The organism is Aminobacter sp. P4_D5 (assembly GCF_056401815.1).
This window is the reverse complement of the sequence record NZ_JBFUIP010000002.1, coordinates 93,334-119,726: the sequence shown is the minus strand read 5'-3', so window position 1 is coordinate 119,726 and position 26,393 is coordinate 93,334. Positions and strand designations below refer to the sequence as shown.

The following is a 26,393-nucleotide window of genomic DNA, read 5'->3' as shown; positions in this document are numbered from 1 at the left end:
CCATCGGGGAGCGGCAAATCAGATTGGAAGAGCAGTTTAAGGCCGTCGTCGCCTCGCTGACGATGCTGACCGAGCAAGGCAAGGAAGCCGCCGAGAGCCGACGGCGAGGCTATCAGGCGCAAGAGGATCTTCGCCTCGAAGTGATGGGGATCAAGCATCGGCTGGACGGTTTGGAGAAGTCCGTCGAGGCGATCAAACCAACTACAGCCGAGTATGCCCAGGTGCGCGATCGCGTGGTGTTTGCCGGATCTATGGGCCGGGGCTTGTGGTCGGTCGGCAAGGCGTTGTTGTCGGCCGCCGCCGGTGCCGCTGCAGCATGGTACGCGGTCACAGGTCGACCGCCACCCTGACCGTTTTCCGTTACATCAGGGAATCATGTTAGCCTGACCTGGTTGATCTCTCCCATCCTTTGCCCTGCTGCCGAAAGGTAGCGGGCTTTTTCGCGTTTTGGCGCCCTGCACGACTCAAACAAATGCCTGCTCGGATGTTGCATCCAAGCAGGCAAGTTGCACCGCGCACGGCATTTATGTGTGCTTTGGGGGGCGGGGGATACCGACGCAATGCTCTCTTGTAGGATGTAAGGCGTCGCGCCGGCACTCTACCCCGCCAACCCACGGCAATCTTGCCCTGCCATCCGACCACTAGCAATTAGATCAATGGATTGACGATGCCGAGGCTTTTACCGGCGGTTAACCAAGCCGAGCGACCATGGCTTAGCGGTCATGTATCCAGTACCGCGTCCTTAAGCCTGACCAATCAAGAGGCCCCGCTGCCTAAAGGTGGCGGGGCTTTTTCTGCTTTTAGGGGGAACCCGATCCGGGTGCACCTCGTTTGATCGAGCGGAGACGAATGAGCGCAGTCTTAACCTTTCAGCTACGCTCATATCGAAGAGATCCATCACGCCGCAAGGGTGGGTCTTCGTTGTCCGTGAAGCGTGTTTGCCTCCTCTGACGCGCTTCAAAATGGGGCCTGTCGGCTGGCGGGCTGGCAGGCCTTTAAGTTCCCTGGCAACCGTGGCAACCTATCAGCGCACAGTGATGATGATGCAACCAGAGTTGTGCCGGAACGGCCTGCCGAACATGAACTCGGCAGGCCGTTTCTGCGATCACGGCACCAACACCTCCGTCACGGTGGCATAGCGCAGCTTATCCTCACCCTTCAGGTGCTTGGCCATGACGCGCAAGACCGGCGTGACAGGGACCGCGCGCTTGCGGACGGTCGTTCTGGCATCAACTTCACACCGGACATAGCCCTAGATACCTTTCAAGCATTCAGAAATCAAAGAAAGCATCTTTGATTTTTGATCGTCAGTGGCTCCGTCCCACATCTGATTGTGTTCGAGTCCAGGGACGCCACCAATGATCATCTGAAAATCAAGCTGCTGTTTCGCTTCAGGTAGAACGCCCTCGTCGGGCTGCTGATCACTTGAACGTATGGAACAGACGCGAGGCTTTGCCGTCCTAGGTAGCGGCATGCGACGGTTGTCCAACGACAAAACGGCGCGGGTAAGTTCTGGGTGCTCCGTTGCAAAGAGCATTGATAAATCGCCGCCATTTGAGTGGCCGATAACAATCGCGCCTTCGTCGCTTGTGGCGATGCCTTTCTGTCGCAATTCCCCAATCACAAAGCGGATGTTCTCGGCGCCATTCTGCCAGTTCGGGCGCCGAGAAACGGTCAGGACGCCGTCCATTGCCAATGGGGGATCACCGGGGAGCTCCTGCTGGATCGACGCCACCACATATCCTTCGGCAGCAAGGGCCGTTGCGATAAATGAGTAAGCCGTATTCTTCCCCTCATAACCATGCGAAATGATTACAAGCGGCTTCGCACCTTTACTGGATCCGGGGTCATAGAGTGCGACCGGAATCGCACGCTGCCGCGCGCTATCGAGTAACTCCAAGAATTTGACGCTCTCTTGTGCATGTGATTGCAGTGGCAGCGAAGTGAACACGGCAATGGCGACCATCAGGCGCTTGGCTGTGGGTTCAATAAAGAATTTCCGCATTTTGATCTCTTTCAGAATGAAATTCGTAGGCGATGATTTATCGGGGGTGCGTCCGTTGCAGAGTTCTATAGCGCCGCAGCGTCAGTCCATGTCCGGCACTTCGCCGTGCTGGTAAAGGATCTTCGGCTCGCCATATTCGCCAATCGCAGGATTTGCATCGCGAGACCAGGCGATGACGCCAGCATGTTCGCTTTCGACCATCTTGGCCAAGCGCACGGCGGCTTCTTCGCTCTGCATCTGTCGGGGGTCGAACGCAGGCTGAAGGTCGCCCTCGGCATCTCGGTTGAACGCCGCCACGACAATCAGCTTCGGCATCTTCTGCTCGGGCAGAACGTGGCCTGTGTTGGACATGACACCCTCCATCAATTGCAGGGCGCGATTTTTCGCAAGTAGCGGCCCTTGCGCCAATCGTACTTGAAGCCGTCCGGGCGCGTGAAGCCTTGCGACGGTCTAACCTCGTTCCCTTCCGAATTATTCTGGTCTGGAATATTTACGACCGTGCAAGCCGCCTGCTGGCGCTTCGCCTGTCTCATCCGGTGCCAGGGAGTGTGACAACCGATTACCGGCAGGCGGCTTAGGCGCAGCTATTTGGTGAAGGCTTCCCATAGGCGATCAAAACCATCGTGCGACTTCATCCCTGACACTTTACGGATCCGCCCGGCGAGCTTCAACGCCGCAAGGCCGCGCTCTTTAGCTGCTGAATGATAGTCGTAAGGGTTCTGCTCCCAGGCTTCCGCGTAGTTAGCGAGCGATTCGGATACCCGGGTGATATTCGAAAACGAGAGAATATCATCAGCAAGGGCGCCATCCAGAGACTTCCAGTCGATGTCGCCAGGTAAGTCTGGAATTGCAGGCAAATGCCTCGACGAAATCTCGCGGTGACGTTCAAACTCTCCGTCTCCCATTATGAGCATATGCCAACATTCAACAGCATATCGTTCAAGGGCGACGGCTGATCTCATCGCACCATAGCGAAATGCCTGCCTTTGCCCGTACCAGCCTTTAACTAGGCCGGTCCCCCAATTGGCGATGGCTGAAACTATCCCCGTTGCTAAAATCGCACCCACGATTTCTTTCGTGGTCCAAATGCTGTTGGTTTCTTCCATGCTTATTGAGCCTTCGGCTTCCCCAATCCGGCCTAGACCCGCACCGGCGAAAACTCGTGCCGACAGTGTTTGCACAACCGCGCGTCCGCTTGGACTTCCTCAGCGCAATCAGGGCAGACCTTGACCCGTCGCGTTTGCTGATCTGGCCCGAAAGGAGGAGGAGTGGAGAAGCTATGCGTGATGACTTGTACCGGCTGCGTCTTCAGTGATGGCAAGCAGGCGATCAAGATCACTCCAAAGATACCAAGGATGCAGCCGAGCAAAAACCAACCGAACCCGCTGCGCCCCTTAGCGCTGGCAATGATGCCAGTGATCACTCCGCAGATGATCCAGAATATTACTAGTTCCATGACAATGTCCCCCCAATCGGCAACCTGCCAGAAATTCGCTGGGGGTCAAGCAGGGCGCTTGGTGGAAAACCTTGTTGCCCCTCGCGCGCCCAGCACCCATTTATCCCGGATGACGAAAACCCTATCCGTTATCGCCTTGGCCGTCGCTATCGGCCTTATCGCGGTGCTTCTGGTGTCCCCTTCAAGCCTCCGCCTGATGCCCGATGAAAAGCCCTCTGAGGTTTCGGCCGTATCTCCCCGCTGAAAGACTTGGGAAACGACCTAATGCGCTTCGCTGGAAGCAATGCACCGAAGCACGATGTCGTGGCTGTTCTCAAGAGCATGCATGCGCTGCTCGCAAGCCTGTAGTGTAGGGAAACCCCGTTCCATGAGCTTGTATGCAACTTCCCCGGAGGCTTCGGCAGCAGCCATCAACGAATACCCGCCTGCCGGCACGGGAGGAGGTTCCGACGACGTGCAGCCGGCAACAGCAAGAACGGCGAACAAAGCGATAGTTTTACGCATGGCGTCTATCCTACAGCAGTGGCAGGAAATTCAACGCCCAAAGCCAAGGCGATGAAGATCGCGCCTATCAAGAACAAGGCCAAGGAAAGCGCCAGGACCCAAAGACCAATCCCTTGAAAGCGATTAGCCACGTTGAGATTGCCATTTCGGTCGGCTTCCCTTTCACTTTTGTCGACGTAACGGGCCGAGAGGAAGCCAAGGAACCAGCAGGACGCTGCCAAAGTGGCTCCTATGGTCCAAAATAGCGAAGCCCAGCTCACATCATCGGCAAGCCCTTGCCCGCGCAGCTCGCCTGCCTGTGTCAGCAAGATGCCCACGGCACCCGAGTTTAGCGCCAGACACGTCTTGATCGCCTCGTGAGCGTACGTCTGAGAAATCTCTCGATAGTCGGCCATCGTTCCCCCGCTGCCGGCGAAGGTGCCAGAAATACGCTGGGGGTCAATCGGCTAAAAGCTGGCGTCCCAACTGACGGAGATGACAGCCAGCGTCGTACCAAAGATGCAAGCTGCCCTCACAACCCAAACATTGACTTTTTCTGTCAGCGTTTCGCCGTCCGTCGTTTGGATTTCCCAACCTCGTAGCGCTATCGCACTCCAAAGCAACAGAACGCCGCCGCAGACCCCGACAAGCATAGCTATCCCTGGTCTCTCGCCAACCTCCTTGAGGGCTATTCGGCCCAAAAGCAGACCGACAACCGCAGCGTAGGTCATCAATCCGAGCGATGTGATCCAGCCAGATCGCAGGATGGCGAGCTGCTTCTTTTTGAACTCGGCAACCTGCATGGGCGGTTCGGCGCTTGCAGGATGCTGGCTTCGTTCTGCTTCGTCGAGAAGGTCAGCCTTGTGAAAACGGTCGGGCGCGAACGCTGCGAGGTAGCACACGCGAATCATTTGCCAGATCGAATGCATTGCTCCCCCCGGAACGAAAAGACTAGGAGGAGACAATGCTGTTCAAGGCAGGAATGCAAGACGCATCGGGGGCAATCCATGTCGCGTTCATGTCGCGTCGACGTGCCGATGGTGAGTGAAAACCCTTGAAAACCAAGGATTGCCAGTTGCAACATGACGCGACATGAGACCGGCAAATCTGCGAAGCTCGGAATGGTCTATGTGGCTGATTTGCTTGGGAAAATAAGTGGTGCCCAGACGCGGATTCGAACCACGGACACGCGGATTTTCAATCCGCTGCTCTACCAACTGAGCTATCTGGGCCTACTTCCAGGATCACGCCAAAAGCCTTGATCCGGACGCTTCGAGTGGTGCGCTGCACCCCTGAAAGCGGGTGGGTTATAACACGAGATTTGCCCCTGTCCAGCGCCTACGATGTCTTTTTCCAGAAAGAAATCACAGGCCGTTGCGGAAGCTCAGACAGCACCTCAGCCTCGTTCGCCGGCTTCGCTGCTGCTGGTTGAATCTTCTTCCTCGTCGTCGCGGACGGGAATGGCGTAGCTGCCCGAGAGCCAGCGATTGAGGTCGACTGCCTTGCAGCGCGGCGAGCAAAACGGGTAGCTGTCGCGCGCCGAGGGCTTGCCACATTCGGGGCAGGCGATCTTGGCGCGCAGCGGCGTGACGATGTCGTTGGGCTTGTCGGTCATATGCGGGCACCAGCCTGCCAGTTGAGCTGGACCTGGTAACCTTCGCCTGAGAGCAGCGAGGTTGTCTCGTAGAGCGGCAGGCCGACCACATTGGTGTAGGAGCCGACGAGCTTGACCACGAAGGTGCCGGCGAGGCCCTGGATGCCATAGCCGCCAGCCTTGCCGCGCCATTCGCCCGAGGCGAGGTAGTTTTCCATGTCCTGCTTCGACAGGCGCTTGAAGCGCACGCGCGTTTCGACCAGCCGCTGCCGCAGCTTGCCGGCGGGCGTCACCAGCGCAAGGCCGGTATAGACTCGGTGCGAGCGGCCCGAAAGCAGTTGCAGACAATGCAGCGCTTCGTCCGATGTCTCCGCCTTGGGCAGGATGCGGCGACCTACGGCCACTACTGTATCGGCAGCAAGGATGAAGCCGGAAGCCGGCTCCGCTTCCTTGGACAGGACGTCATGTGCCTTCTGCGCCTTGGTCACCGACAGGCGCTTTGCCAGCGAGCGCGGGTGCTCGGCCCGCATCGGGCGCTCATCGACGTCGGCTGGAAACAGCCGGTCCGGCTCGATGCCCGCCTGCTGCAACAATTCGACGCGGCGCGGCGAACCCGAGGCAAGCACAAGCTTTTGCAGATCGCTCAATCCAAGATCCTGTAGGCTGAGGCCGGCCGACTGCCCTTGGGCTGTGGCGGCTTACTTGAAGCGGTAGGTGATACGGCCCTTGGTCAGGTCGTAGGGCGTCATTTCGACGAGGACCTTGTCGCCGGTGAGAACGCGGATGCGATTCTTGCGCATGCGACCGGCGGTGTGGGCGATGATTTCGTGTTCGTTTTCGAGCTTGACCCGGAACATCGCATTCGGCAACAATTCCGTAACAACGCCCGGAAACTCGAGGACTTCTTCCTTCGGCATTCGGTACCTTTGGTTTGGATGGCTTTTCCCGGCGATCTGGCCGGAATTTTCGCGGAACCTATATGATAATCCGCGCTTTGTGAACACGCTTAATCGGCGTCGTTTTCTGCTGCCTTTTGCGCGAATCTTTCGCCCATTCTGACTTTCAGCCGCTCACGGACATCGCGATAGGCGTTCATGATCTGGTCGCGCGTGCCCGTCACCGCGGTTGGGTCGGGTGTCGGCCAGTATTCGACGTCGATTGCCATTGAACGGGTGAATTCGAGCGCTGCGTGATGCGCTTCGGGCGCCAGCGTGACGATCAGGTCGAAATAGTCGTCTTCGAGATCATCGAGGGTGCGTGGCTGGTGTTCTTTGAACCCCATGCCTTCTTCGGCAAGCACGGCATCGACGAACGGGTCGCGGTCGCCGGCGCGCACGCCAGCCGAAGCGACGAAGATCGAAGGCGGCAAATGATGGCGGGCAATCGCTTCGGCCATCGGCGAGCGGACCGAATTCATTCGACACATGAACAAGATAGAGCGCGGAGAGGTGCCGTTTGCCGCCATATGTCATCCGCGCCAGTGAAGCACGCAGATCAGCGTGAAGAGGCGACGGGCCGTGTCGAAGTCGATCTCGATCTTGCCGGAGAGGCGGTCGAGCAGCGTTTGCGATCCCTCATTGTGCAGGCCGCGCCTGCCCATGTCGATCGCCTCGATCTGGCTGGGCGTCGAAGAGCGGATCGCTTCATAGTAGCTTTCACAGATCATGAAGTAGTCCTTCACGATGCGACGGAACGGCGTCAGCGACAGGATGTGGGTGACAACCGCTTCGCCATGCTCGCGCGAGATGGCGAAGACCAGCCTGGCGTCGACCAGCGACAGCTTGAGCCGGTAGGGCCCATGGCCGTCGTCATTGATCGGATGGAAGCTGTTTTCCTCGATCAGGTCGAAGATCGCGACCGCGCGCTCGTGCTCCACGTCGGGCGTCGAACGGCCGATCGATTCGTCGAGTTCGACGTCGACCAGGCGGGAGCGTGCGTGGCCTTTGTCGGACATCGCCGCCTACATGTTCAATCTGATGGCGACGGAGCGCGCATGGGCGTCGAGTCCTTCGGCCTTGGCCAATGCGATCGCCGCAGGCGCCAGCGCCCGCAACTGTTCGGGGCCGAGCTTCAGGATGGAGCTGCGCTTGACGAAATCGAGCACTGTCAGGCCCGAGGAAAAGCGTGCCGAGCGCGCCGTGGGCAGCACATGGTTCGGACCGCCGACATAGTCGCCGATAACCTCGGGCGTATGCTTGCCAACGAAGATCGAGCCCGCGTTGCGGACGCGTTCAAGCAGCGCTTCCGGCTCGGCGGTGGCAAGTTCGAGATGTTCGGCAGCGATTCGGTCGATCAGCGGGATTGCTGCCTCAAAGTCGCTGACCAGGATCACCGCGCCAAAGTCGCGCCAACTGGCCGCGGCCGTCTCGGCGCGGGGCAGGAGCTTGATCTGGCGCTCGACAGCTTCTTCCACCGATTTGCCGAAGGCGGCATCGTTGGTGATCAGGATCGACTGCGCCGATACGTCATGTTCGGCCTGGGCCAGCAGATCGGCGGCAAGCCAATCGGGATCGTTGTCGCTGTCGGCGACGATCAGCACTTCCGAGGGGCCGGCGATCATGTCGATGCCGACGGTGCCGAACACCTGGCGCTTGGCAGCCGCCACATAGGCGTTGCCGGGGCCGACGATCTTGGCGACGGGGCGGATGGTTTCGGTGCCATAGGCAAGGGCGGCAATCGCCTGGGCGCCGCCGACGCGGTAGATTTCGGACACGCCGGCGAGATCGGCTGCGACCAGCACCAGCGGATTGATGACGCCGCCGGTGGCGGGCACCACGATGACGATGCGCTCGACGCCGGCGACCTGGGCCGGCACGGCGTTCATCAGCACCGAACTCGGATAGCTCGCCGTGCCGCCGGGAACATACAGCCCGACGGCCTCGACGGCAGTCCAGCGCGAACCGAGCTCGACGCCGATCGAATCGACGTAGCGGTCGTCCTTGGGCATCTGGCGGGCATGGTGCGAGCGGATACGGTCGCGGGCAAAGCGCAGCGCCTCGACAATCTCGGGGTCGGCGTCGACATAGGCCTGATCGATATCCGCGCGCGTCACGGCGATGCCGAGTGTGGTGAGGTCGGCGCGGTCGAATTTCTTGGTGTAGTCGATTAGGGCCGCGTCGCCACGGCTGCGCACGTCGTCGATGATGGCGCGCACAGTGGCGTCGACGTCGGGCGACACCTCGCGCTTGGTGGTCAGGAAGGCGGCGAAGCGCTTCTCGAAACCGGCGTCGGATTGGCTAAGCGTGATGGCCATGGAAAAATGCTCAGGTCTTGTGAATGGGGCGGGAGGAGGCCTGCCAGGCAGCGCCGGTGTCGGTCAATCTGGCTTCGATCACCTCGACCTCGAGCCGGATTGCGGCATCGCCGGAAAACAACAGCTCGATTGTTCCGGCAGGACCCTCGTCCTGCGCAAAACCGATCGCCAGAAGTTCCAGCACTTCGTCGGTCTTGGTACGCGAAATGCCGAACATCTTGACCGACAGCACGCGGTCGAAATGCAAGATCGAGCGCCGGCGCTCATATTTCGGGCGGAAGAAACCCTTCTTGGTTTCCCAGGCGAAGCGGTTCATCGCCATCGCAAAGCGCTTGGCGGGTGCATCGAAAGCGAGGTCGCCGACCTTGATCACCGCATCCTGTACATGAGCCGAGACGATCTCCAGATCTTCTTCGTCGAGGGCGACTAGCTTGAGCTGATTCATGTCCGGTCGGCTGCCTGTGCGGGAAGGTGATGCTTCCGGCTTTGTTAGGCGGTCTTGGTGCCAAAGGGAAGGCAGTATGGCAGTAGGGCAGTATGGGAATAGGGCGGTCAGAACCGACTGCCTTACTGCCCTATTGCCCTACTGCCTTAAAATCACCCGCTGATGCGCTCGATCACCGCACCGCAGCGCGACAGCTTTTCTTCGAGCCGCTCGAAGCCGCGGTCGAGATGGTAGACGCGGTTGACCGTCGTTTCGCCTTCGGCGGCAAGGCCGGCGATGACCAGCGACACCGAAGCGCGCAGGTCAGTCGCCATCACCGGCGCGCCCTTGAGCTTGGAAACGCCTTCGACGATCGCCGTCTGGCCAGAAAGCGTGATGTGGGCGCCAAGGCGGGCGAGCTCCTGCACATGCATGAAGCGGTTTTCGAAGATCGTCTCGGTGATCTTCGACTTGCCTTTCGACATCGTCATCAGGCCCATGAATTGCGCCTGAAGATCGGTCGGGAAGCCTGGGAATGGCTCGGTGGTGACGTCGACCGGCGAGATGCCCGAGCCGTTGCGCAGCACGCGGATGCCGGAATTGGTCTCGATGATCTCGGCACCGGTCTGGGAGATCACGTCGAGCGCGCCCTGCAAAAGGTCGGCACGCGCACCTTCGAGCAGAACGTCGCCGCCGGTCATGGCGACCGCCATGGCATAGGTTCCGGTCTCGATGCGGTCGGGGATGACGCGGTGGCGCGCGCCCGACAGCGAATCGACGCCTTCGATGGTGATGGTCGAGGTGCCCGCGCCTGATATCTTGGCACCCATGGCGTTGAGGCACTCGGCGAGATTGACGACTTCGGGCTCACGGGCAGCGTTTTCGAGCACTGTTTCGCCACGCGCAAGCGTTGCCGCCATCATCAGCACATGGGTGGCGCCGACCGAAATCTTGGGGAAGGTGTAACGATTGCCAGTGAGGCGGTTCTTGGCGGAAGCCAGGATGTAGCCGTTTTCGACCTCGATCTTGGCGCCGAGCGCCTGCAGGCCGTCGATGAACAGGTCGACCGGCCGCGTGCCGATGGCGCAACCGCCCGGCAGCGACACCTTGGCTTCGCCCATGCGGGCAAGCAGCGGCCCGATGACCCAGAAGCTGGCGCGCATCTTGGAGACCAGCTCATAAGGAGCTGTCGTGTCGACGATGTTGCGGGCGGTGAACGAGATGGTGCGCGAATAACCTTCGCCCTGGCGCTCGCGGCGCCCCGAGACGGAATAGTCGACGCCATGATTGCCGAGAATGCGGATCAGCTGCTCGACATCGGCCAGATGCGGCACGTTTTCGAGCGTCAGCGTATCGTCGGTGAGCAGCGAGGCGATCATCAGGGGAAGGGCAGCATTCTTCGCGCCCGAGATCGGGATGATTCCGGTCAGCTCGTTGCCGCCGACAATTCTGATGCGATCCATTGGCCGTCGTTTCTCCGGGGGAACCCGGTTCTGGCGAGAAATTTTCTTGCCGCCGTCTAGACCATCGCGCTTTCAGGTTCAAGAAACCCGGTTTTGCCGGTCTGTGCGCCAAGTGCCTGCCGTTGCCGATCAGGCTTTCTCGGGTTTTTCCGTCTGTCCCTCAGCCGCTGCAAGGCCTTCCGGCCTCGCATCGGCTTCGCCTGTGCGTCGCGAGCGGGCCTGCGCCTTGCGTTTCATCAGGTTGGCGCGCAACTCGACTGCGAGCCGTGCCTGACGCTTGTCGGCACCGCTTGAGGGCATTTTTGGTTTCGACGACATATGGTGGTCCCCGCTTGTCGATCGTTCATAGCGGCTTGGCAACGGAAATGGCCAGTATTGTGGCGTAAGCGGGCCTGTGGAAAATGATACACGATTTGGTGCAACTGATAACTTGCGCTGCCGGGAATCATGTGGCACAAGCCGCCCCGTTCACGGTTGCTGCCGTAGCTCAGTGGTAGAGCACTCCCTTGGTAAGGGAGAGGTCGAGAGTTCAATCCTCTCTGGCAGCACCATTCTCCTCCCCTAATTGAAATCGTTGGATCCTGCGCTGCAGGGTTGCCGCCCATTCTGACGTTACAAGTCCTGTAACAAATCAGCGTGGGAATCGATGGCTGGCAAGGTTCGGCATCATATCCATCGAGGCGGGCGGTTATTTCGCTTGTCTTGCGATTCGGAAGGAGCTTCGGCTGGCCGGCATCAAACCGCGAAGCGGCGATCTACCAAAACTTGGAATATAACGTATTGTTGAGATGAGGCCGGGGGCTGACCGGAGGCTGAGGTGAACGTGCAGTCGCATCGGCGCAGCCACATTTGTCGCGCTGCCCGCACATTCCGCCGATGCAGATGTCGCGATCGCTTTCGCGGTCGATGTATCATCGTCTGTCGATGCATCTACGGCTGACATGCAGCGCGAGGGCCATGCTGAAGCATTGGTGGCGCCAGAGGTCCTCGCAGCAATTGCCCGCAACTATTTTGGATGCGTGGGGATCACCTATTTTGAGTGGTCCAGCCACGGGCATTTGCGCACCGTTCTGCCGTGGACAACGGTATGTGGGCTGGAGGACGCGAAAACCGCGGCTTCGACTATCCTCAAAAGCGGTACACGCACCGGTAACGTTGGTGGCGATACGTCCATTTCCTTCGCCATTGACCAGGGAAGTCTACTTCTCGACCAGTTCCCTGGAGCGGCGACCAGAAAGATAATTGATATCTCTGCCAATGGCACCAACAACGACGGCTTGCCCGTTCAGCAGAGCCGAATTCAGGCGATCACGAAGGGGTATACAATTAATGCAATCGCTGTGTCGCCACTTCTACGTGGGGTAAAATATGATCTCGCCAGCTATTTTGCCGCGAATATCATAGGCGGTCCGAACGCCTTCGTTCTCACGCCTGCCGCCAAGGGAGACTACGCGACCGCTCTCCGCCGCAAGCTGGTAGGCGAGATCAGTCTGTCGATCGGCAGATGGGAAGTGGATGGTGCAATCTATAACTATCGGCAGTTTTCGATTGAGTAACATTGGAAGGGCGAGTCTGAGGGCCTCGGATATTTGCGGAACGTCATTTGTGCCAGTGGGCAACCGCATCTCTGCCCGACGCACTGCAAATCCCGATGCCGATGTCCCAAAAAGCCCGTTTGCTTTGTTCGCGCCGGTTTGGGCTGTCGATTTGAGGCGCTGCTGGCGCTGGCAACTGGAAACCGAACGGTTCAGCGGGTGCGCCGCCGCGCTCCGTCCAATATTCGTCCAGATCGGCCTGCATCAGCCGCCGGCGTTTGCGGCGGCGCTGGTTGATGACATGCGTTGCATTGGAAACGGCCATGATGTGCGGCGGATTGGTCACCGAAACCAGGCCATGAAGCACGAGCAACATCGCATCCTTGGGCCGCAACCCGCCAAGGCAACGGGTTGCGGAGATGACCGAGCGCTTCGCCTCGGTGCCCTTGGGGCCTTGCATGCCGCCGATCGCCAGGCTGGGGGCGCCGTCTTCGCCACGGACAAGCACGAAGCTGGCCGTCCATAAGCTGTAATCGTCGCTCGCCCGCGACATTTTGAGGGCGAAGACGCCTTCGTGACGGCTGCCGCAATGAGCGGCCAGCAGCATCTGCATGTTGTAGTTTTCGCCGCGTCCGCTGACGCTGCCGAGATCGAGGCGCTCGCCCCGCCAAAGGGCCGCGAGATCGTCGTGCCTCAGCATCTTGGCCGCGATGCGGAAATGCTCCGTCATCAGCTTGAGACGAACGGGGCTTGGGATCCCCTGGACAAAAAAGACATCCAGCGACTTGCGCAGCAGGTCGTCATGCGGACGGCCGAGTGAGTGCAGTCGCGAAAAATCGTCGAGGAATTTTATCCAGCCAAAGGTGCTGACCGGACGGCAGGCGAATCGCAGGCAAAACACCACCGAGCGCTTGAGCGAGACGCGTGCACCAAGGCCAAGCGTCTGGAGGAAGACCGAGGGCCGCCTCGCGGCGCGTGCCGGCAATGATTGGACCGGCGCGACGCACTGATCCAGTTCCGGCTTCCATTCATGTCGCACGGGATCGCTCCTTTAGACTGCTTGCGCCGGTTCCGCGGAATTCTGGAACCGGCCGGGCGATCTAAAGAGCGAGCCGCATTGCGCCTGCATTGCATCTTTTTGTTCAGCGCGCGGCTTTTGATGTGACGTCGATTGGTGTGTTTGGCCGAGCTTGTCAGTTCACAGCTGGGATTCGATCGGCAGATAGCTGATGACCTTGGCCAGCAAGCGGCGCCGGAGGCTAGCGCGTGGTTCGTGCGTGAGTTCGCGTGCGCCGTTGGCGGCACGGTCGCGCCAGGTCAGTCTGCCGCCGTGCAGCGAAAGTTTGTAGCTGCCGCGCGGCGAGATCTGTGCCGCGATCACCGCTTCCACTTCACCGGCCAGCTCGTTTTGGCGGAACAGCACGCCCATTTCGGTGTTGAGCGAGGTGGAGCGCGGGTCGAAGTTGAAGGAGCCGACGAAGCCTGCCTGTCCATCGGCGATGAACGCCTTGGTGTGCAGGCTCGCGCCTTTGGAGCCGAACAGCGACATGTCGGTGCGCTCGTCGTCGGGCTTCAATTCGTAGATATCGATACCGCTTTTCAGCAGCGGCTTGCGGTATCGCACATAAGCGCCGTGGACCGCAGCGACGTCGGTGGCGGCGAGCGAATTGGTCAACACGGTGACCGCAACCCCATCCTTGGCCAGTGTCGTCAACTGATGGGTGCCAGCCTCGCCGGGGATGAAGTAGGGCGAAACGATCTTCAGCTCGCGCTTCGCGGAAGCCAATATTGGTTTGATAGCCGTCATCAGCCAGCTGTCCTGGCCTCCGCCATAGGCCTTTTCCGGCGGGTCGGAGGCGACTTCAGCCTCGTTTGTCCAGCGCAGCTTGCCCATGCCCGACGACGCCCATTGCCTGCTCTCCTCGGTGACACGGTGGATGTAAGGCTCGGCGAGGCCGGTGGTTGCCGTGCGCTCAAGGCGGACGCGTAGCGCCGGCAGGTCGCCTTTCGCCATGCCGGTGACATGACGGATCGGCAGCACCGCCTCGCTGTTCCAGAAGCGGTCGAAGATGGCTTCCGTCTGGTCGACCACGTCGCCGACGAGCAAAAGGTCCATGTCGCGGAAATTGGAATCCTCGGACGCGTCGAAATAGGCATCCCCGATATTGCGTCCGCCAACGATGGCCAGCCGGCCGTCGGCGATCCAGGCCTTGTTGTGCATGCGCCGCGTCGTCCTCACCGCGCGCAGCAAAAGTTCCAGGCCGCGCTGCAGGCCGAAGGCCCGTGCCCAGCTCGGATTGAACAGGCGAACCTCGATGTTGGGGTGGCTGTCGAGTGCGAGGTAGTTCGGGTCGTAGCCCTTGGCGTTGATGTCGTCGAGCATGAGCCGCACGCGCACGCCGCGATCGGCGGCGGTGAGCACCTCGCGCGCCAAAAGGCCGCCGGTCAGGTCGTCCTTCCAATAGTAATATTGCAGGTCGAGGCTGCGCTGCGCGTTGCGCGCGGTATAGGCGCGGACGGCAAAGGCATGAAGATTGGAGGAAAGCAGTGCCAGCCCGCTCTGATGCGGGCGGTTTGCCAATAGCGGGGCAACCATCGAATCGAACGGGGTTTCGTTTTCTGCCGTCGCAAGTGCCTGGGACGGCGCGCCGCGCGCGCGTTTGGCAAAGCGGCCATAGGCATAGACCGCAAACAGGGAGGCAAGGACCAGCGTTCCGACGACAGCTATGGCAATTGCGATGAGATTCATGCGTCGGGCGGCCAATTTGTTAAGTATGGAACCATAGCCTCACGATACCATTTCGGTGGAAGGCTATCGTGACGCATGTGGAAAAACTCGAACACCACGACCATATAGGCTAGAGTTGGCAACACGCCTGCCGCAACTGAACACGAATTTCCCAGAGATTCCAGACAAGTGATGGCTAGCAGACTAGGCTTTGAGATTCCCGCCGCAGCCGGTGCAGGGCACCCGCCTACAGCACAGCCGAAGCAGAACGCGTCTTCGAGCGCTGCAACGGGCAGCCACAGCGAAATCGTCGTTGCCTCATACAACGTCCACAAATGTGTCGGGCTGGACCGTCGTTTCGATCCTCAGCGCACGATGGAAGTCATTTCCGAGATCGGCGCCGATGTGATTGCGCTGCAGGAAGCCGACCAGCGCTTTGGCGAGCGTGCCGGCTTGCTCGACCTCGACGCGCTCGCRCGCGAGACCGGGCTAGTTCCGGTTCCGCTTGCCGGCCGACGCATGAGCCATGGCTGGCACGGCAATGTGGTGCTGTTTCGCAAGGGGTCGGTGAGCTCGGCGCGGCAGATCGTTCTGCCCGGGGCCGAGCCGCGCGGAGCTGTCGTCGTCGATCTCGAACTCGAAGCGGGTCCCTTGCGCATCATCGCGGCGCATTTCGGACTGCTGCGCCACTCGCGCAAGCTGCAGGCTGGTACGCTTTTGACCGCAGCCGAACTGCACAGCGACAAGCCGACGGTGCTTGTCGGCGACCTCAACGAATGGCGGCTGGGCAAACGCTCGTCGCTGCGCAGTCTGGAGCCGGCCTTCGGCCCGATGCATGCGATCGTTCCGAGCTTTCCCTCGCGCTTTCCTGTATTGGCGCTCGACCGCGTCATGGCGAGGCCGCACAATTTGCTCACCGAGATCGAGGCCCACGATACGGCACTTGCGCGTATCGCCTCCGATCATCTGCCGATCCGGGCCGTCATCCGGCTGAACGTCAAGCGTAACGGCTTGGCCGAAGCGGCCTGACGCCGCCCGCATCCGCGTCACAATCGCCCCTTGCACCGACATGAGGATGCCATATCAGGTAGCCTCAATGGGGGCGAGGAACGAAGCGCAACGGCTGGAGCGAGGCGAGACATGGTGCAAACGCGGATAGGCTGCGAAAGCCTGCGATCCAAGGTGATGAGCGCCGAGGATGCGGCCTCGCTGATCAAGTCGGGCTCCACAGTCGGGATGAGCGGCTTCACGGGTTCGGGCTATCCCAAGACAGTGCCCTTGGCTCTAGCGGCCCGCATCGAGGCGGAGCATGCCAAAGGCAATCCGTTCCGGCTGCGTGTCTGGACCGGCGCTTCGACCGGCCCCGAACTCGACGGGGCGCTTGCCAAGGCCGACGGCATCGAGTTCCGTCTTCCCTACAATTCCGATCCCATTGCCCGCGAAAAGATCAATCGCGGCGAGATGGAATATTTCGACATGCATCTGAGTCAGGTCGCGCCGATGGCCTGGCAGGGCTTTCTCGGCCCGCTCGATACGGCGGTCGTCGAGGTTTCAGGCATTTTGCCGGATGGCTCGCTGATTCCGTCGTCGTCGGTCGGCAACAACAAGACCTGGCTCGACCGAGCCGACCAAGTGATACTTGAGGTCAACCGCTGGCAAAACAGCCAGTTGGAAGGCATGCACGACATCTACTATGGCACCGCCCTGCCGCCGCATCGCGTGCCGATCCCGCTGGTGAAACCGGACGACCGTATCGGCGAGAGCGTCTTCCGTTGCGATCCTGCCAAGATCGTCGCCATTGTCGAGACCGATGCGCCCGACCGCAATTTGCCGTTCTCCAAGCCCGACGACGTCGCCCATGCCATCGCCGGGCATTTGCTGGAATTCTACGCTCATGAGGTTGCGAAGGGCCGGTTGCCGGCGTCGCTACTGCCGATCCAGTCGGGTGTCGGCAACATCGCCAATGCCGTGCTGACCGGGCTGGTCGACGGCCCGTTCGAAAACATGACCGCCTACACCGAGGTGATCCAGGACGGCATGCTGGACCTGATCGATTCCGGCAAGCTGCGCATGGCCTCGGCCACCGCCTTTTCGCTCAGCCCCGACGCTGCCGACCGGTTGAACACCGACATGGGGCGCTACCGCGACAAGATGATTCTGAGGCCCCAGGAGATCAGCAACCACCCCGAACTGATCCGACGCCTCGGCTGCATCGCCATGAACGGGCTGATCGAGGCCGACATCTACGGCAACGTCAACTCGACCCACATCATGGGCTCGCGCATCCAGAACGGCATCGGCGGCTCGGGCGATTTTGCCCGCAACGCCTATGTCTCGATCTTCATGACGCCGTCGACGGCCAAGGGCGGCAAGATCTCGGCCATCGTGCCGCAGGCAAGTCATGTCGACCACATCAACCAGGATGTGCAGGTGCTCGTCACCGAGCAAGGGCTGGCCGATCTGCGCGGCCTGTCGCCCAAGCAGCGCGCGCGGCTCATCATCGAAACCTGCGCTCATCCGGATTATCGGCCCGCATTGGCCGACTATTTCGAGCGCGCGCTGAAGCATTCATACGGATTGCAGTCGCCGTCGCTGCTCAACGAAGCGCTGTCGTGGCATCAGCGCTACATCGAGACCGGATCGATGCGTGCCTGATTCGCTTACTGCACGACGAAAAAATCGCTGATCCGCTGCGCCATCTGCCTGAGCATGGGCAGGATCTCAGCTTCCATGTCGGCCGGCGTGTGACGTTGGGTCTGCGTTGAGACATTGATCGCGGCGATGATCGCATTGGAGCGGTCGCGCAGCGGCACGGCTATCGAGCGCAGGCCGATTTCCAGCTCTTCGTCGACGATCGCGAAATCGTCGTTGCGCACCTGAGCGATGATCCCGGAAAGCCGCGTCCTGTCGACGGTCGTCTTGGGCGTGCGCTGTGTGATCGTTGCCCGCGCCAGGAATGTTTCGAGATCGCTTTCCCCGAGGCCCGAAAGCAGCACGCGCCCCATGGCCGTGCAGTGGGCGGGCAAATGCGCTCCGACTTGCAGGTCCACCGCGATGATGCGCGGGCCTGGAACACGCGCGACATAGACCATGTCTTCGCCTGACAGGATCGCCGCCGAACAGGATTCATGCAGCTTGGCTGCGGTCTCGCGCATGAAGGGTTCGGCGAATGTCCATAACGGCACGCCATGCAGCCAGATGCGGGCCTGCGCCAGAAGACGCGGCGACAGCGAGAAGTTCCGTCCCGCCTGTACGGCATAGCCCGTCGCCACCAGTGTCAGCAGGAAGCGCCGGGCGCCGGCGCGGGTGAGGCCTGCTTTTTCGGCGGTCTCGGTCAGAGTCAGTCCGGCAGGATTGGCGGCCAGGATCTCCATGACGGCGAGCCCGCGTTCCAGCGAAGTGACGTGATCCCGGCCGGTTTCGTCGTCGCTCATGCGGCATTCCTCGGGAAATAGCGGCGCAACGAAGTCATCTCATTGACTCCAGCGTCATCTTGGCTCAAAAATGTATCGCATAGAAAACAAATGTTCGCAATACGAACTTTTGAACGGACTTTGGACAAACGGGACGAAACGCGATGACCAAATTTCTCCCCCTGTCGCAGGCGGTCGCCGACAATCTCAACAACGGCGACACCGTGGCCTTCGAAGGGTTCACGCACCTCATTCCCACCGCGGCCGCGCATGAGGCGATCCGCCAGGGCTTCAAGGACCTGACGCTGGTCCGCATGACGCCTGACCTGATCTACGACCAGATGATCGGCATGGGCATGGCCAGGAAGGCGATCTTCTCCTACGCAGGCAATCCCGGCGTTGGCCTGCTGCGCCGTCTGCGCGACGCGGTCGAGAACGGCTTTCCGCATGCGCTCGAGATCGAAGAGCACAGCCATGCCGCCATGGCCAACGCCTATGAGGCGGGCGCCGCCGGCCTGCCTTGCGCGATCTTCCGCGGTTATCGCGGCGCAGAGCTCGCCAGGGTCAATCCGAACATCAAGTCGGTGACATGCCCGTTTACCGGCGAGGTGCTCGCCGCCGTTCCGTCGGTTCGTCCTGACGTCACTTTCATCCATGCCCAGAAGGCCAACAAAAAGGGCGACGTGCTGGTTGAAGGCATCATCGGCATCCAGAAGGAAGCAGCCCTTGCCGCCAAGCGCGCCGTGGTCACGGTCGAGGAAGTGGTCGACAATTTCGACGACCTGCACCCGAACCTGACGGTTCTGCCGAACTGGTCGGTCACCGCGATTTCCGTGGTGCCGGGCGGAGCCCACCCGTCCTACGCCCATGGCTATTACATTCGCGACAACGCTTCTTATCTCGAATGGGACGAGATCGCTGCCGACCGCGACCGCTTCCGCGAGTGGATGCAAAAGAACGTCATCGAAAAGAGCGCCGACGACTTTGCGGCCCGCGTCGAACACCTGAGGAACGTGGCATGAGCGAACTCGGCTTCACCCCCAACGAAATGATGACGATTGCCGCCTCGCGCGCCTTGAAGGGCGACGACGTCTGCTTCGTCGGCATCGGCGCGCCATCGGCCGCCTGCAATGTCGCGCGGCTGACACATGCGCCCGACATCACGCTGATCTATGAATCGGGCACCATTGGCACCGCGCCCGACGTCCTACCGCTGTCGATCGGCGACGGTGAGCTGTGCGACACGGCCGTCACCACAGTCTCGGTGCCAGAGATGTTCCGCTACTGGCTGCAGGGCGGACGCATTTCGATCGGCTTCCTTGGTGCCGCCCAACTCGACAAGTTCGGCAACATCAACACGACTGTCATCGGCGACTACGCCCACCCCAAGACCCGCCTGCCGGGCGGGGGTGGCGCACCGGAGATCGCGACGTCGTCGAAGGAAATCTACATCACCATGGCGCAGTCCAAGCGCGGCATGGTTGAAAAGATCGACTTCTACACCTCCTTCGGCCACGGCGAGGGCGGCGATCATCGCCAGCGTCTCGGCATCGACACCAAGGGCCCGACGCTTTTGATCACCGATCTGGCGATCTGGAAGCCGGACCCCGTCACCAAGGAGTTCACCGTCGTTTCTCTGCATCCGGGTGTGACCCGCGACAAGGTGCAAGAGACTTGTGGTTGGACAGTCAAGTTTGCCGACACGCTTGAGGAAACCCCAGCACCGACTGAATTGGAACTCAAGACGCTGCGTGATCTCAAGGCACGCACCGACGCAGCCCACAAGGGCGAAGCGGTTGGCGCAAAGAGAGGATCGAAGGATGGCTGAGGCCTATATCTGCGACTACATCCGCACGCCGATAGGCCGCTTCGCCGGTTCATTGGCGTCGGTCCGCGCCGACGATCTTGGCGCCGTGCCGCTCAAGGCGCTGATGGAGCGCAGTGCCGGCGTCGATTGGGCAGCGGTCGACGACGTCATCTATGGCTGCGCCAACCAGGCCGGCGAGGACAACCGCAACGTTGCCCGCATGTCGCTGCTTCTGGCCGGCCTGCCTCAGGACGTGTCGGGCACGACCATCAACCGGCTCTGCGGTTCGGGAATGGACGCGCTGATAGCGGCTGCCCGCGCCATCAAATCAGGCGAAGCCGAGTTGATGATCGCTGGCGGTGTCGAAAGCATGAGCCGCGCGCCCTTCGTCATGCCCAAGGCGGACGCGGCGTTCTCGCGCCATGCCGAAATCCATGACACCACCATTGGCTGGCGCTTCGTCAATCCTTTGATGAAGAAGCAGTACGGCGTCGATTCGATGCCCGAGACCGGCGAGAACGTGGCGGAAGACTTCTCCGTGTCGCGCGCCGATCAGGACGCCTTTGCTGTGCGCAGCCAAAACAAGGCTGTCGCCGCCCAGGAAAACGGTCGCCTAGGCAAGGAGATCACGCCGGTGACCATCCCGCAGCGCAAGGGCGATGCGGTTGTCGTGTCGAATGACGAGCATCCGCGTGCCGGCACGACCATCGAAACGCTTGCCAAGCTGCCGACGCCGTTCCGTCAGGGCGGGACGGTGACGGCCGGCAACGCCTCGGGCGTCAATGACGGCGCGGCAGCGTTGATCGTCGCCTCGGAAGCCGCGGTGAAGAAATACGGTCTGACGCCGATCGCGCGCGTGCTCGGCGGTGCGGCTGCCGGCGTTGCGCCGCGCATCATGGGCATTGGCCCTGCACCGGCGACCAAGAAGCTGTGCGCCCGGCTGGGCATTTCACCTTCCGATTTCGACGTCATCGAACTCAACGAAGCATTCGCCTCCCAAGGCATCGCCGTGCTCCGTGACCTTGGCATTGCCGAGGATGCGGAGCACGTGAACCCGAATGGCGGGGCCATCGCACTGGGCCATCCGCTTGGCATGTCGGGCGCCCGCATCGCTGGTACCGCGGCGCTGGAGCTCGGCTTGCGCGGTGGCAAGCTGGCGCTTGCCACCATGTGCATCGGTGTCGGGCAAGGTATTGCGATCGCTCTCGAAAGAGCGTGAGCCGTATCCGGATACCGAAAATGAAAACGCCCGGCATTGCCGGGCGTTTTGGTCAGTAAGCTCACTCGAAGAGACTGAACAGGAATCGCACGCTGATCAGCAACAGGAATATGCCGAAGGCGACTTCCAGTTTCCGCTTCGACAGCGAATGCGCCAGGCGCGCGCCCAAAGGCGCAGTCAGCACGCTGGTTGGCACAAACAAGATCAGCCCGACGAGCGAGACATAGCCCAGCGAGAGCGGAAACTGCAGGGCTGCGACATCCGGGTACTCCGCCGCGCGGGGCCAGCCGGCATAGATGTAGCCGAGCGCACCCGGGATGGAGATCAGCACGCCGAGGCCGGAGGATGTCGCAACCGCCTGATGGATCGGCCGGCCGTAAAAGGTCATGAACAGGTTGGAGAGCTGGCCGCCGCCGATACCCATCAGGCTCGACAGCACGCCGATGATCCAGCCATAGATGTTCATGATGAGCTTGCCCGGCATGTCGAGCCCGAGCCGCCACGAATCCTTGCCGAACAAAAGCCGGATCGCCGAGAAACCGGCGACGACGACGAACACCGCCTTGAACAGATCGGCCGGTGCGTAGCGCGCTATCACGCTGCCCATGATGACGCCGACAATGACCGGTATGGCCCATTGCTTGAGGATCGCCATGTCGACAGCGCCCTTGGCACGGTGTGCGTTGAACGAGCGTATCGAGGTCGGGATGATGATGGCGAGAGAGGTGCCGACGCACAGCGGCATGCGAACCTCCTCGGGAACTCCGACGGACTGGAACAGTTCGTAGAGCACCGGCACGATGACGGTGCCACCGCCGACACCGAAGACTCCAGCGAGCAGGCCGGTAATGGCGCCGGCGCCCAGAAGGGCTACGGCGAGCCAGATGATTTCAAACGTCGATATGCCGGCCATGTCAGGAAAACTCACGCGAGAATGATGCGGGGGCTACAAGACGCAGCGCGTCCGGCGAGGCTCCCCTAGGGTTAGCGGCGCCACATATGGCACGAAGCATTGGGTCAGTCTCCCCCCGAATGCGATGCCAGACTGAGACTCCATTGGCCGTCAAAACATCGCAACAGTTTTGCGGAAAACCACCCGGATGGGTGGTTGCCTGTGATGTGTTATATCCATATGAATATAACGAATCCGTAGCTTTGCTGCGGCTCGCGCAATCATGGAGGACTGACGATGTTCACGCGTAGGGGATTTGGGGTGCGGCTCGCCGCGATGGTCGGTGGTCTTGCAGCGGTGCTATCGCTCGGCCTGCCGGCAGCACGCGCCGATGGCGATGTGGTCGTGTTCGCTGCGGCCAGCCTCAAGAACGCGCTTGATGCCGTTGACGCCGCCTGGAAGGCCGAAGGCGGCAAGTCCGCTACCGCCTCTTATGCCGCAAGCTCAGCACTCGCCAAGCAGATCGAAGAGGGCGCGCCCGCCGACGTGTTCATCTCCGCCGACCTCGACTGGATGAAGTATCTCTCCGACAAGAAGCTCATCAAGGATGGCTCGGAAGTGAAGCTGCTCGGCAACCGCATCGTGCTCGTTGCGCCAAAGGATTCCGCCGCCAAGACCGAGATCGCTCCTAATTTCGACCTCGCAGCACTGCTCGGCGACGGCCATCTCGCCATGGGCGACGTCAAGGCCGTGCCCGCCGGCAAATACGGCAAGGCGGCACTGGAAAAGCTCGGCGTCTGGTCGTCTGTCGAAGGCAAGATCGCCCAGGCTGAAAACGTGCGCGCAGCGCTCAAGCTGGTCTCTACCGGCGAAGCCCCGCTCGGCATCGTCTACCAGACCGATGCGAAGGCCGAACCCGGCGTGAAGATTGTTGGCATTTTCCCGGAAGACTCGCATCCTCCCATCGTCTATCCGGTAGGCCTGACGGCGGACTCGAAGAGCGCGGACGCGGCTGCGTACGTGAAATATCTTCAGTCCGCCAAGGCTAAGGAGCTGTTCGAGGCGCAAGGTTTCACTATGCTTGCGCCCGTCGCTTCCAACTAAAGGCATTCAGACTGACGCATGACATGGCTGGACCTCACTCCTGACGAATGGAATGCGGTCCACCTGTCGATCAAGGTGGGGCTGTGGGCGATGGCCGCCAGCCTGCCTTTCGGCATTGCGATTGCCCTGTTGCTGGCGCGTGGCAAATTCTGGGGCAAGTCGCTGCTCAACGGCGTCGTCCATTTGCCGCTCGTCCTGCCGCCCGTCGTCACCGGCTACTTGTTGCTTTTGAGCTTCGGCCGACGCGGGCCCATCGGCTCGTTCCTCGACGAGCATTTCGACATCGTCTTTTCATTTCGCTGGACCGGTGCCGCCCTTGCCTGCGCTGTCATGGGCTTTCCGCTGATGGTGCGAGCCATCCGCCTATCCATCGAGGCGGTCGACCGCAGGCTCGAGTCGGCAGCCGGCACGCTGGGCGCGAGCCCGCTTTGGGTATTTCTCACGGTGACGCTACCTTTGATCCTGCCCGGCGTCGTTGCCGGCATGATCCTGTCTTTCGCCAAGGCGATGGGCGAGTTCGGCGCCACTATCACCTTCGTCTCCAACATCCCCGGCGAAACCCAGACGCTGCCATCGGCGATCTACACGTTCACCCAGGTGCCCGGCGGTGACGCTGGCGCAATGCGGCTGACGCTGATCTCGATTGCCATTTCGATGATAGCGCTGATCGTCTCCGAGATATTCGCCCGCCGCATCGGCCAACGCATGGATGTCGGATGACACTGCTCGTCGATGTCCGCCACCGCCTCGGCGCGCTGAACCTTGAGGCCCGTTTCGAAAGTGCGGGTCACCTGACCGCTTTGTTCGGCCCGTCCGGCTCGGGAAAAACCTCGCTCATCAACATCATCGCTGGCCTGATCCGCCCTGATGCCGGTCGCATCGTCATAGGCGAGAGGACGCTGGTCGACACGACGGCTCGAAAATTCGTGCCCGCCCACAGGCGCCGGGTCGGTTTCGTCTTCCAGGACGCGCGGCTGTTTCCGCATCTCACAGTGCGCTCGAACCTGCTCTATGGCCGCTGGTTCACTCCGCGCACGGAACGCTACGCGGAGTTCGATCGCGTCGTCGACATGCTTGGCATCGGCCATCTCCTGGCGCGGCGTCCTGCGCTGCTTTCGGGTGGCGAAAAGCAACGCGTCGCCATCGGCCGAGCCCTGCTGGCAAGCCCGAGACTGCTCCTGATGGACGAGCCGCTGGCTTCGCTCGACGACGCCCGAAAGTCTGAGATCATGCCTTATCTCGAACGGCTTCGCGACGAGACCAGGATCCCGATCGTCTATGTCAGCCATTCCATATCGGAGGTCGCCCGGCTCGCCACCGACATCGTGGTGATGGCTGAGGGCAAGGTTGCAGCGTCCGGGCCGACAATCGAGATCATGCAGCGCCTAGACCTGTTGCCGCCGGAAGAGGTGGGCGAGGGCGGTGCCGTGCTCGACATGAAGGTCCTGCACCATGACGAAATTTTTGGCATGACCGTCCTTGGCGCTGCAGCTGGCGAAATGCGTGTACCGCGCATCGGGCTGGCCGAAGGCACGACAGTTCGCGTCCGGGTGAGGGCGCGCGACGTGATGATCGCCACCGAGCGGCCGCAAGGGTTGAGCGCGCTCAATATCCTGCCCGGCCGCATCGCCGAGATCGGCAAGGTCAATGGTGCGCAGATAGACCTTCGGCTCGACTGCCACGGTGATATGCTCGTCTCGCGGATCACCCGCCAGTCGCTGGAGACTCTTCAGCTTAGTGTTGGCCGCGACGTCTTTGCCGTCATCAAGACCGTTGCATTCGATCGCGCCAATCTTTCTCCAGGGGCGCCGCTTGTGCTAACCAGCGACTGACTGGAGCAGCCGATGCCATCTCTGACCTTGCGCTTGTATCTCGACCCAAAGGGCCGCCTGGGGCCGGGCAAGGTCGAACTTCTCGAACAGATTGCCGTCACCGGCTCGATCTCGGCTGCGGCGCGCGCCATGGAGATGTCCTACAAGCGCGCCTGGGACCTTGTCGAAGAACTCAAGGAAATGTTCGGCAAGCCGCTGGTAGCGGCCAAGACCGGGGGCAAGCATGGCGGCGGTGCCGAGCTGACGCTTGTCGGTGAGGAGGTCGTGCGCCAGTTCCGCGACATGGAGCGCGCGGTGAACGAGGCCGCAGCGCCCCACATCAAGGCGCTGCAAGCCGAAGCTGACGCGAAATAGTTTATTTCCCGAGTTCGATCGAACGAACCCGGGCTGCCTCGACGGCCTCCGTGAGCAGGTTCTTCAGCCGGTCTTCGCCCATCAAAACGCTGAGCGCTGCCGCCGTCGTGCCATTCGGGCTGGTCACCTGGCGGCGCAGGACGGCAGGGTCTTCGCGGCTTTCGGCGGCGAGGCTTGCGGCGCCATAAACTGTCTGCATCGCAAGGAGCGAGGCCGTCTTGGACGGAAGTCCGGCATTTTCGGCTGCTGCCGTCAGGCACTCGATGAAATGGAAGATGTAGGCCGGTCCCGAACCGGAAACCGCCGTCACTGCATCCATAAGCCCTTCGTCGGCGATGGTCGCGACCTCGCCGCTGGCCGACAAAAGGTCGCCGACGATGTCCTTGGCTTTTTCGGTGACGTGTTCGTTGGAGTAGAGAACCATCATGCCTTTGCCGATGGCCGCCGGCGTATTGGGCATGCAGCGCGCGATCGGCGTGTGGCTGCCGAGGATCTCGGCGAATGTGGCGACGGGAGTGCCCGCAGCTACGCTGACGAAAGTGGCCTTGGCATTGCCGAAGCGGCGATAGCCTGATGTGACTTCGCGAATGACCTGCGGCTTGACCGCAACGACGATGATCTCGGGGTCGGCATCGACCGGTATGCCGCCAACTTCCGAAGCGACCCGGCTGCCGAGTTCAGCCGCCCGGGCACGAAGCTCCGCGTTGGGCTCGACCACGAAGGTTTCATCAGGCGCGAGCTTGCCCGAATTGAGCCAGCCCGTGAGCATGGCGTAGCCCATGTTGCCGCAGCCGGCGAGGATCAGTCTGATGGTCATGCAAAGCCCTCCGA

32 protein-coding genes and 2 tRNA genes are annotated in these 26,393 nt (G+C 61.2%); 13 read left to right on the top strand and 21 right to left on the bottom strand.

Going from position 1 to position 26,393, the window contains the following annotated elements:
* Positions 1-2 precede the first annotated feature (2 nt).
* Positions 3-350, top strand: coding sequence for a hypothetical protein (locus tag AC1DWF_RS01400; RefSeq protein WP_476841392.1), 348 nt, complete (start codon positions 3-5; stop codon positions 348-350).
* Positions 351-1,252: 902 nt separating this feature from the next.
* On the opposite strand, the gene AC1DWF_RS01395 is transcribed toward AC1DWF_RS01400, so the two are convergent.
* The 3 genes from AC1DWF_RS01395 to AC1DWF_RS01385 form a co-directional block, all read right to left on the bottom strand.
* A complete protein-coding gene (locus AC1DWF_RS01395) occupies positions 1,253-2,005 on the bottom strand; it encodes an alpha/beta hydrolase (RefSeq protein WP_476782900.1) in 753 nt (250 codons plus the stop codon).
* A gap of 81 nt (positions 2,006-2,086) precedes the next feature.
* The gene (locus AC1DWF_RS01390; RefSeq protein WP_476782901.1) at positions 2,087-2,356 is read right to left on the bottom strand and encodes a hypothetical protein; all 270 of its coding nucleotides are present in this window, start codon (positions 2,354-2,356) and stop codon (positions 2,087-2,089) included.
* A gap of 233 nt (positions 2,357-2,589) precedes the next feature.
* A complete protein-coding gene (locus AC1DWF_RS01385; protein WP_476782902.1) occupies positions 2,590-3,111 on the bottom strand; it encodes a hypothetical protein in 522 nt (173 codons plus the stop codon).
* Positions 3,112-3,273: 162 nt separating this feature from the next.
* On the opposite strand from AC1DWF_RS01385, the gene AC1DWF_RS01380 reads away from it, so the two are divergent.
* Positions 3,274-3,705 carry a hypothetical protein gene (locus tag AC1DWF_RS01380; RefSeq protein WP_476782903.1) on the top strand — a complete coding sequence of 144 codons (432 nt, stop codon included), beginning with the start codon at positions 3,274-3,276 and terminating at the stop codon, positions 3,703-3,705.
* 17 nt (positions 3,706-3,722) lie between these two features.
* Here AC1DWF_RS01380 and AC1DWF_RS01375 read toward each other — a convergent pair whose 3' ends face one another.
* The 13 genes from AC1DWF_RS01375 to AC1DWF_RS01315 form a co-directional block, all read right to left on the bottom strand.
* Positions 3,723-3,965, bottom strand: coding sequence for a hypothetical protein (locus AC1DWF_RS01375; RefSeq protein ID WP_476782904.1), 243 nt, complete (start codon positions 3,963-3,965; stop codon positions 3,723-3,725).
* Positions 3,966-3,970: 5 nt separating this feature from the next.
* Entirely contained in the window at positions 3,971-4,360 is a 390-nt protein-coding gene (locus AC1DWF_RS01370; RefSeq protein WP_476782905.1) for a hypothetical protein, read from the bottom strand.
* Between the two features lie 51 nt (positions 4,361-4,411).
* Entirely contained in the window at positions 4,412-4,873 is a 462-nt protein-coding gene (locus AC1DWF_RS01365) for a hypothetical protein (RefSeq protein WP_476782906.1), read from the bottom strand.
* 227 nt (positions 4,874-5,100) lie between these two features.
* Positions 5,101-5,176: transfer RNA gene (locus tag AC1DWF_RS01360), tRNA-Phe, on the bottom strand.
* Positions 5,177-5,340: 164 nt separating this feature from the next.
* Entirely contained in the window at positions 5,341-5,559 is a 219-nt protein-coding gene (yacG, locus tag AC1DWF_RS01355) for a DNA gyrase inhibitor YacG (RefSeq protein WP_476782907.1), read from the bottom strand.
* The gene (locus AC1DWF_RS01350) at positions 5,556-6,185 is read right to left on the bottom strand and encodes a Maf-like protein (RefSeq protein WP_476782908.1); all 630 of its coding nucleotides are present in this window, start codon (positions 6,183-6,185) and stop codon (positions 5,556-5,558) included. The genes yacG and AC1DWF_RS01350 overlap by 4 nt, the downstream gene beginning before the upstream one ends.
* Positions 6,186-6,236: 51 nt before the next feature.
* Positions 6,237-6,455, bottom strand: coding sequence for a translation initiation factor IF-1 (gene infA / locus AC1DWF_RS01345; RefSeq protein WP_006200926.1), 219 nt, complete (start codon positions 6,453-6,455; stop codon positions 6,237-6,239).
* A gap of 89 nt (positions 6,456-6,544) precedes the next feature.
* Positions 6,545-7,003, bottom strand: coding sequence for an arsenate-mycothiol transferase ArsC (locus AC1DWF_RS01340; protein WP_476782909.1), 459 nt, complete (start codon positions 7,001-7,003; stop codon positions 6,545-6,547).
* 3 nt (positions 7,004-7,006) lie between these two features.
* Positions 7,007-7,492, bottom strand: a complete 486-nt coding sequence (locus tag AC1DWF_RS01335) for a UPF0262 family protein (RefSeq protein ID WP_067965312.1) — start codon at positions 7,490-7,492, stop codon at positions 7,007-7,009.
* Positions 7,493-7,498: 6 nt separating this feature from the next.
* Complete coding sequence (gene hisD, locus AC1DWF_RS01330; protein WP_476782910.1) at positions 7,499-8,791, bottom strand: histidinol dehydrogenase; 1,293 nt, start codon at positions 8,789-8,791, stop codon at positions 7,499-7,501.
* 10 nt (positions 8,792-8,801) lie between these two features.
* The gene (locus tag AC1DWF_RS01325; RefSeq protein WP_476782911.1) at positions 8,802-9,236 is read right to left on the bottom strand and encodes a DUF2948 family protein; all 435 of its coding nucleotides are present in this window, start codon (positions 9,234-9,236) and stop codon (positions 8,802-8,804) included.
* Positions 9,237-9,388: 152 nt separating this feature from the next.
* Positions 9,389-10,678: a UDP-N-acetylglucosamine 1-carboxyvinyltransferase gene (gene murA, locus AC1DWF_RS01320; protein ID WP_476782912.1), complete on the bottom strand. Its 1,290-nt coding sequence runs from the start codon at positions 10,676-10,678 to the stop codon at positions 9,389-9,391.
* Between the two features lie 129 nt (positions 10,679-10,807).
* The gene (locus tag AC1DWF_RS01315) at positions 10,808-10,996 is read right to left on the bottom strand and encodes a hypothetical protein (protein WP_476787773.1); all 189 of its coding nucleotides are present in this window, start codon (positions 10,994-10,996) and stop codon (positions 10,808-10,810) included.
* Between the two features lie 158 nt (positions 10,997-11,154).
* Between AC1DWF_RS01315 and AC1DWF_RS01310 the strand changes: the two genes are divergently transcribed.
* Both AC1DWF_RS01310 and AC1DWF_RS01305 read left to right on the top strand, forming a co-directional pair.
* Positions 11,155-11,229, top strand: a tRNA-Thr gene (locus AC1DWF_RS01310).
* A gap of 282 nt (positions 11,230-11,511) precedes the next feature.
* The gene (locus tag AC1DWF_RS01305; RefSeq protein WP_476787782.1) at positions 11,512-12,234 is read left to right on the top strand and encodes a DUF1194 domain-containing protein; all 723 of its coding nucleotides are present in this window, start codon (positions 11,512-11,514) and stop codon (positions 12,232-12,234) included.
* A gap of 43 nt (positions 12,235-12,277) precedes the next feature.
* On the opposite strand, the gene AC1DWF_RS01300 is transcribed toward AC1DWF_RS01305, so the two are convergent.
* Both AC1DWF_RS01300 and AC1DWF_RS01295 read right to left on the bottom strand, forming a co-directional pair.
* On the bottom strand, positions 12,278-13,252 hold the full coding sequence (locus tag AC1DWF_RS01300) for a DUF535 family protein (RefSeq protein ID WP_476785971.1): 975 nt from the start codon (positions 13,250-13,252) through the stop codon (positions 12,278-12,280).
* A 159-nt stretch (positions 13,253-13,411) separates the two neighbouring features.
* Complete coding sequence (locus tag AC1DWF_RS01295; protein WP_476785972.1) at positions 13,412-14,962, bottom strand: phospholipase D family protein; 1,551 nt, start codon at positions 14,960-14,962, stop codon at positions 13,412-13,414.
* A 171-nt stretch (positions 14,963-15,133) separates the two neighbouring features.
* Here AC1DWF_RS01295 and AC1DWF_RS01290 point away from each other — a divergent pair, with 171 nt between their 5' ends.
* Complete coding sequence (locus tag AC1DWF_RS01290; RefSeq protein WP_476787772.1) at positions 15,134-15,970, top strand: endonuclease/exonuclease/phosphatase family protein; 837 nt, start codon at positions 15,134-15,136, stop codon at positions 15,968-15,970.
* 111 nt (positions 15,971-16,081) lie between these two features.
* Complete coding sequence (locus AC1DWF_RS01285) at positions 16,082-17,596, top strand: acetyl-CoA hydrolase/transferase family protein (protein ID WP_476787771.1); 1,515 nt, start codon at positions 16,082-16,084, stop codon at positions 17,594-17,596.
* Positions 17,597-17,601: 5 nt separating this feature from the next.
* Here the strand turns inward: AC1DWF_RS01285 and AC1DWF_RS01280 are convergent, their stop codons facing one another.
* Positions 17,602-18,375, bottom strand: a complete 774-nt coding sequence (locus tag AC1DWF_RS01280) for an IclR family transcriptional regulator domain-containing protein (RefSeq protein WP_476783440.1) — start codon at positions 18,373-18,375, stop codon at positions 17,602-17,604.
* Positions 18,376-18,518: 143 nt separating this feature from the next.
* Between AC1DWF_RS01280 and AC1DWF_RS01275 the strand changes: the two genes are divergently transcribed.
* Genes AC1DWF_RS01275 through pcaF form a run of 3 tightly spaced genes read left to right on the top strand, consistent with a single transcriptional unit; the run spans position 18,519 to position 21,380 of the window.
* The gene (locus AC1DWF_RS01275; RefSeq protein WP_476783439.1) at positions 18,519-19,376 is read left to right on the top strand and encodes a CoA transferase subunit A; all 858 of its coding nucleotides are present in this window, start codon (positions 18,519-18,521) and stop codon (positions 19,374-19,376) included.
* The gene (locus AC1DWF_RS01270; protein ID WP_476783438.1) at positions 19,373-20,182 is read left to right on the top strand and encodes a CoA-transferase subunit beta; all 810 of its coding nucleotides are present in this window, start codon (positions 19,373-19,375) and stop codon (positions 20,180-20,182) included. Before AC1DWF_RS01275 ends, AC1DWF_RS01270 begins: the two co-directional genes overlap by 4 nt.
* Entirely contained in the window at positions 20,175-21,380 is a 1,206-nt protein-coding gene (gene pcaF, locus AC1DWF_RS01265) for a 3-oxoadipyl-CoA thiolase (protein ID WP_476787770.1), read from the top strand. The genes AC1DWF_RS01270 and pcaF overlap by 8 nt, the downstream gene beginning before the upstream one ends.
* Before the next feature lie 61 nt (positions 21,381-21,441).
* On the opposite strand, the gene AC1DWF_RS01260 is transcribed toward pcaF, so the two are convergent.
* Positions 21,442-22,293 carry a sulfite exporter TauE/SafE family protein gene (locus AC1DWF_RS01260; protein ID WP_476783442.1) on the bottom strand — a complete coding sequence of 284 codons (852 nt, stop codon included), beginning with the start codon at positions 22,291-22,293 and terminating at the stop codon, positions 21,442-21,444.
* Positions 22,294-22,569: 276 nt separating this feature from the next.
* On the opposite strand from AC1DWF_RS01260, the gene modA reads away from it, so the two are divergent.
* From modA to AC1DWF_RS01240, 4 genes are read left to right on the top strand one after another with little or no spacing between them, the layout of a single operon-like run.
* Positions 22,570-23,376, top strand: a complete 807-nt coding sequence (gene modA / locus AC1DWF_RS01255; RefSeq protein WP_476783436.1) for a molybdate ABC transporter substrate-binding protein — start codon at positions 22,570-22,572, stop codon at positions 23,374-23,376.
* 18 nt (positions 23,377-23,394) lie between these two features.
* Positions 23,395-24,096: a molybdate ABC transporter permease subunit gene (gene modB, locus AC1DWF_RS01250; protein ID WP_476787769.1), complete on the top strand. Its 702-nt coding sequence runs from the start codon at positions 23,395-23,397 to the stop codon at positions 24,094-24,096.
* Positions 24,093-25,208, top strand: coding sequence for a molybdenum ABC transporter ATP-binding protein (gene modC, locus AC1DWF_RS01245; RefSeq protein ID WP_476783434.1), 1,116 nt, complete (start codon positions 24,093-24,095; stop codon positions 25,206-25,208). Before modB ends, modC begins: the two co-directional genes overlap by 4 nt.
* 12 nt (positions 25,209-25,220) lie before the next feature.
* Entirely contained in the window at positions 25,221-25,562 is a 342-nt protein-coding gene (locus AC1DWF_RS01240; RefSeq protein ID WP_476783433.1) for a winged helix-turn-helix domain-containing protein, read from the top strand.
* 1 nt (position 25,563) lies between these two features.
* Here AC1DWF_RS01240 and proC read toward each other — a convergent pair whose 3' ends face one another.
* A complete protein-coding gene (gene proC / locus AC1DWF_RS01235; RefSeq protein ID WP_476783432.1) occupies positions 25,564-26,379 on the bottom strand; it encodes a pyrroline-5-carboxylate reductase in 816 nt (271 codons plus the stop codon).
* Positions 26,380-26,393 lie beyond the last annotated feature (14 nt).

Bases quoted from the DNA above. Each gene is read 5' to 3' on its own strand.
- AC1DWF_RS01365 (WP_476782906.1), bottom strand. From the start codon at position 4,873: ATGCATTCGATCTGGCAAATGATTCGCGTGTGCTACCTCGCAGCGTTC.
- modB (WP_476787769.1), top strand. From the start codon at position 23,395: ATGACATGGCTGGACCTCACTCCTGACGAATGGAATGCGGTCCACCTG.
- AC1DWF_RS01395 (WP_476782900.1), bottom strand. From the start codon at position 2,005: ATGCGGAAATTCTTTATTGAACCCACAGCCAAGCGCCTGATGGTCGCC.
- proC (WP_476783432.1), bottom strand. From the start codon at position 26,379: ATGACCATCAGACTGATCCTCGCCGGCTGCGGCAACATGGGCTACGCC.
- modA (WP_476783436.1), top strand. From the start codon at position 22,570: ATGTTCACGCGTAGGGGATTTGGGGTGCGGCTCGCCGCGATGGTCGGT.
- AC1DWF_RS01340 (WP_476782909.1), bottom strand. From the start codon at position 7,003: ATGGCGGCAAACGGCACCTCTCCGCGCTCTATCTTGTTCATGTGTCGA.
- yacG (WP_476782907.1), bottom strand. From the start codon at position 5,559: ATGACCGACAAGCCCAACGACATCGTCACGCCGCTGCGCGCCAAGATC.
- AC1DWF_RS01240 (WP_476783433.1), top strand. From the start codon at position 25,221: ATGCCATCTCTGACCTTGCGCTTGTATCTCGACCCAAAGGGCCGCCTG.
- pcaF (WP_476787770.1), top strand. From the start codon at position 20,175: ATGGCTGAGGCCTATATCTGCGACTACATCCGCACGCCGATAGGCCGC.
- AC1DWF_RS01260 (WP_476783442.1), bottom strand. From the start codon at position 22,293: ATGGCCGGCATATCGACGTTTGAAATCATCTGGCTCGCCGTAGCCCTT.
- murA (WP_476782912.1), bottom strand. From the start codon at position 10,678: ATGGATCGCATCAGAATTGTCGGCGGCAACGAGCTGACCGGAATCATC.
- AC1DWF_RS01315 (WP_476787773.1), bottom strand. From the start codon at position 10,996: ATGTCGTCGAAACCAAAAATGCCCTCAAGCGGTGCCGACAAGCGTCAG.
- modC (WP_476783434.1), top strand. From the start codon at position 24,093: ATGACACTGCTCGTCGATGTCCGCCACCGCCTCGGCGCGCTGAACCTT.
- AC1DWF_RS01335 (WP_067965312.1), bottom strand. From the start codon at position 7,492: ATGTCCGACAAAGGCCACGCACGCTCCCGCCTGGTCGACGTCGAACTC.
- AC1DWF_RS01285 (WP_476787771.1), top strand. From the start codon at position 16,082: ATGGTGCAAACGCGGATAGGCTGCGAAAGCCTGCGATCCAAGGTGATG.
- AC1DWF_RS01325 (WP_476782911.1), bottom strand. From the start codon at position 9,236: ATGAATCAGCTCAAGCTAGTCGCCCTCGACGAAGAAGATCTGGAGATC.
- AC1DWF_RS01370 (WP_476782905.1), bottom strand. From the start codon at position 4,360: ATGGCCGACTATCGAGAGATTTCTCAGACGTACGCTCACGAGGCGATC.
- hisD (WP_476782910.1), bottom strand. From the start codon at position 8,791: ATGGCCATCACGCTTAGCCAATCCGACGCCGGTTTCGAGAAGCGCTTC.
- infA (WP_006200926.1), bottom strand. From the start codon at position 6,455: ATGCCGAAGGAAGAAGTCCTCGAGTTTCCGGGCGTTGTTACGGAATTG.
- AC1DWF_RS01275 (WP_476783439.1), top strand. From the start codon at position 18,519: ATGACCAAATTTCTCCCCCTGTCGCAGGCGGTCGCCGACAATCTCAAC.
- AC1DWF_RS01270 (WP_476783438.1), top strand. From the start codon at position 19,373: ATGAGCGAACTCGGCTTCACCCCCAACGAAATGATGACGATTGCCGCC.
- AC1DWF_RS01385 (WP_476782902.1), bottom strand. From the start codon at position 3,111: ATGGAAGAAACCAACAGCATTTGGACCACGAAAGAAATCGTGGGTGCG.
- AC1DWF_RS01375 (WP_476782904.1), bottom strand. From the start codon at position 3,965: ATGCGTAAAACTATCGCTTTGTTCGCCGTTCTTGCTGTTGCCGGCTGC.
- AC1DWF_RS01390 (WP_476782901.1), bottom strand. From the start codon at position 2,356: ATGTCCAACACAGGCCACGTTCTGCCCGAGCAGAAGATGCCGAAGCTG.
- AC1DWF_RS01295 (WP_476785972.1), bottom strand. From the start codon at position 14,962: ATGAATCTCATCGCAATTGCCATAGCTGTCGTCGGAACGCTGGTCCTT.
- AC1DWF_RS01280 (WP_476783440.1), bottom strand. From the start codon at position 18,375: ATGAGCGACGACGAAACCGGCCGGGATCACGTCACTTCGCTGGAACGC.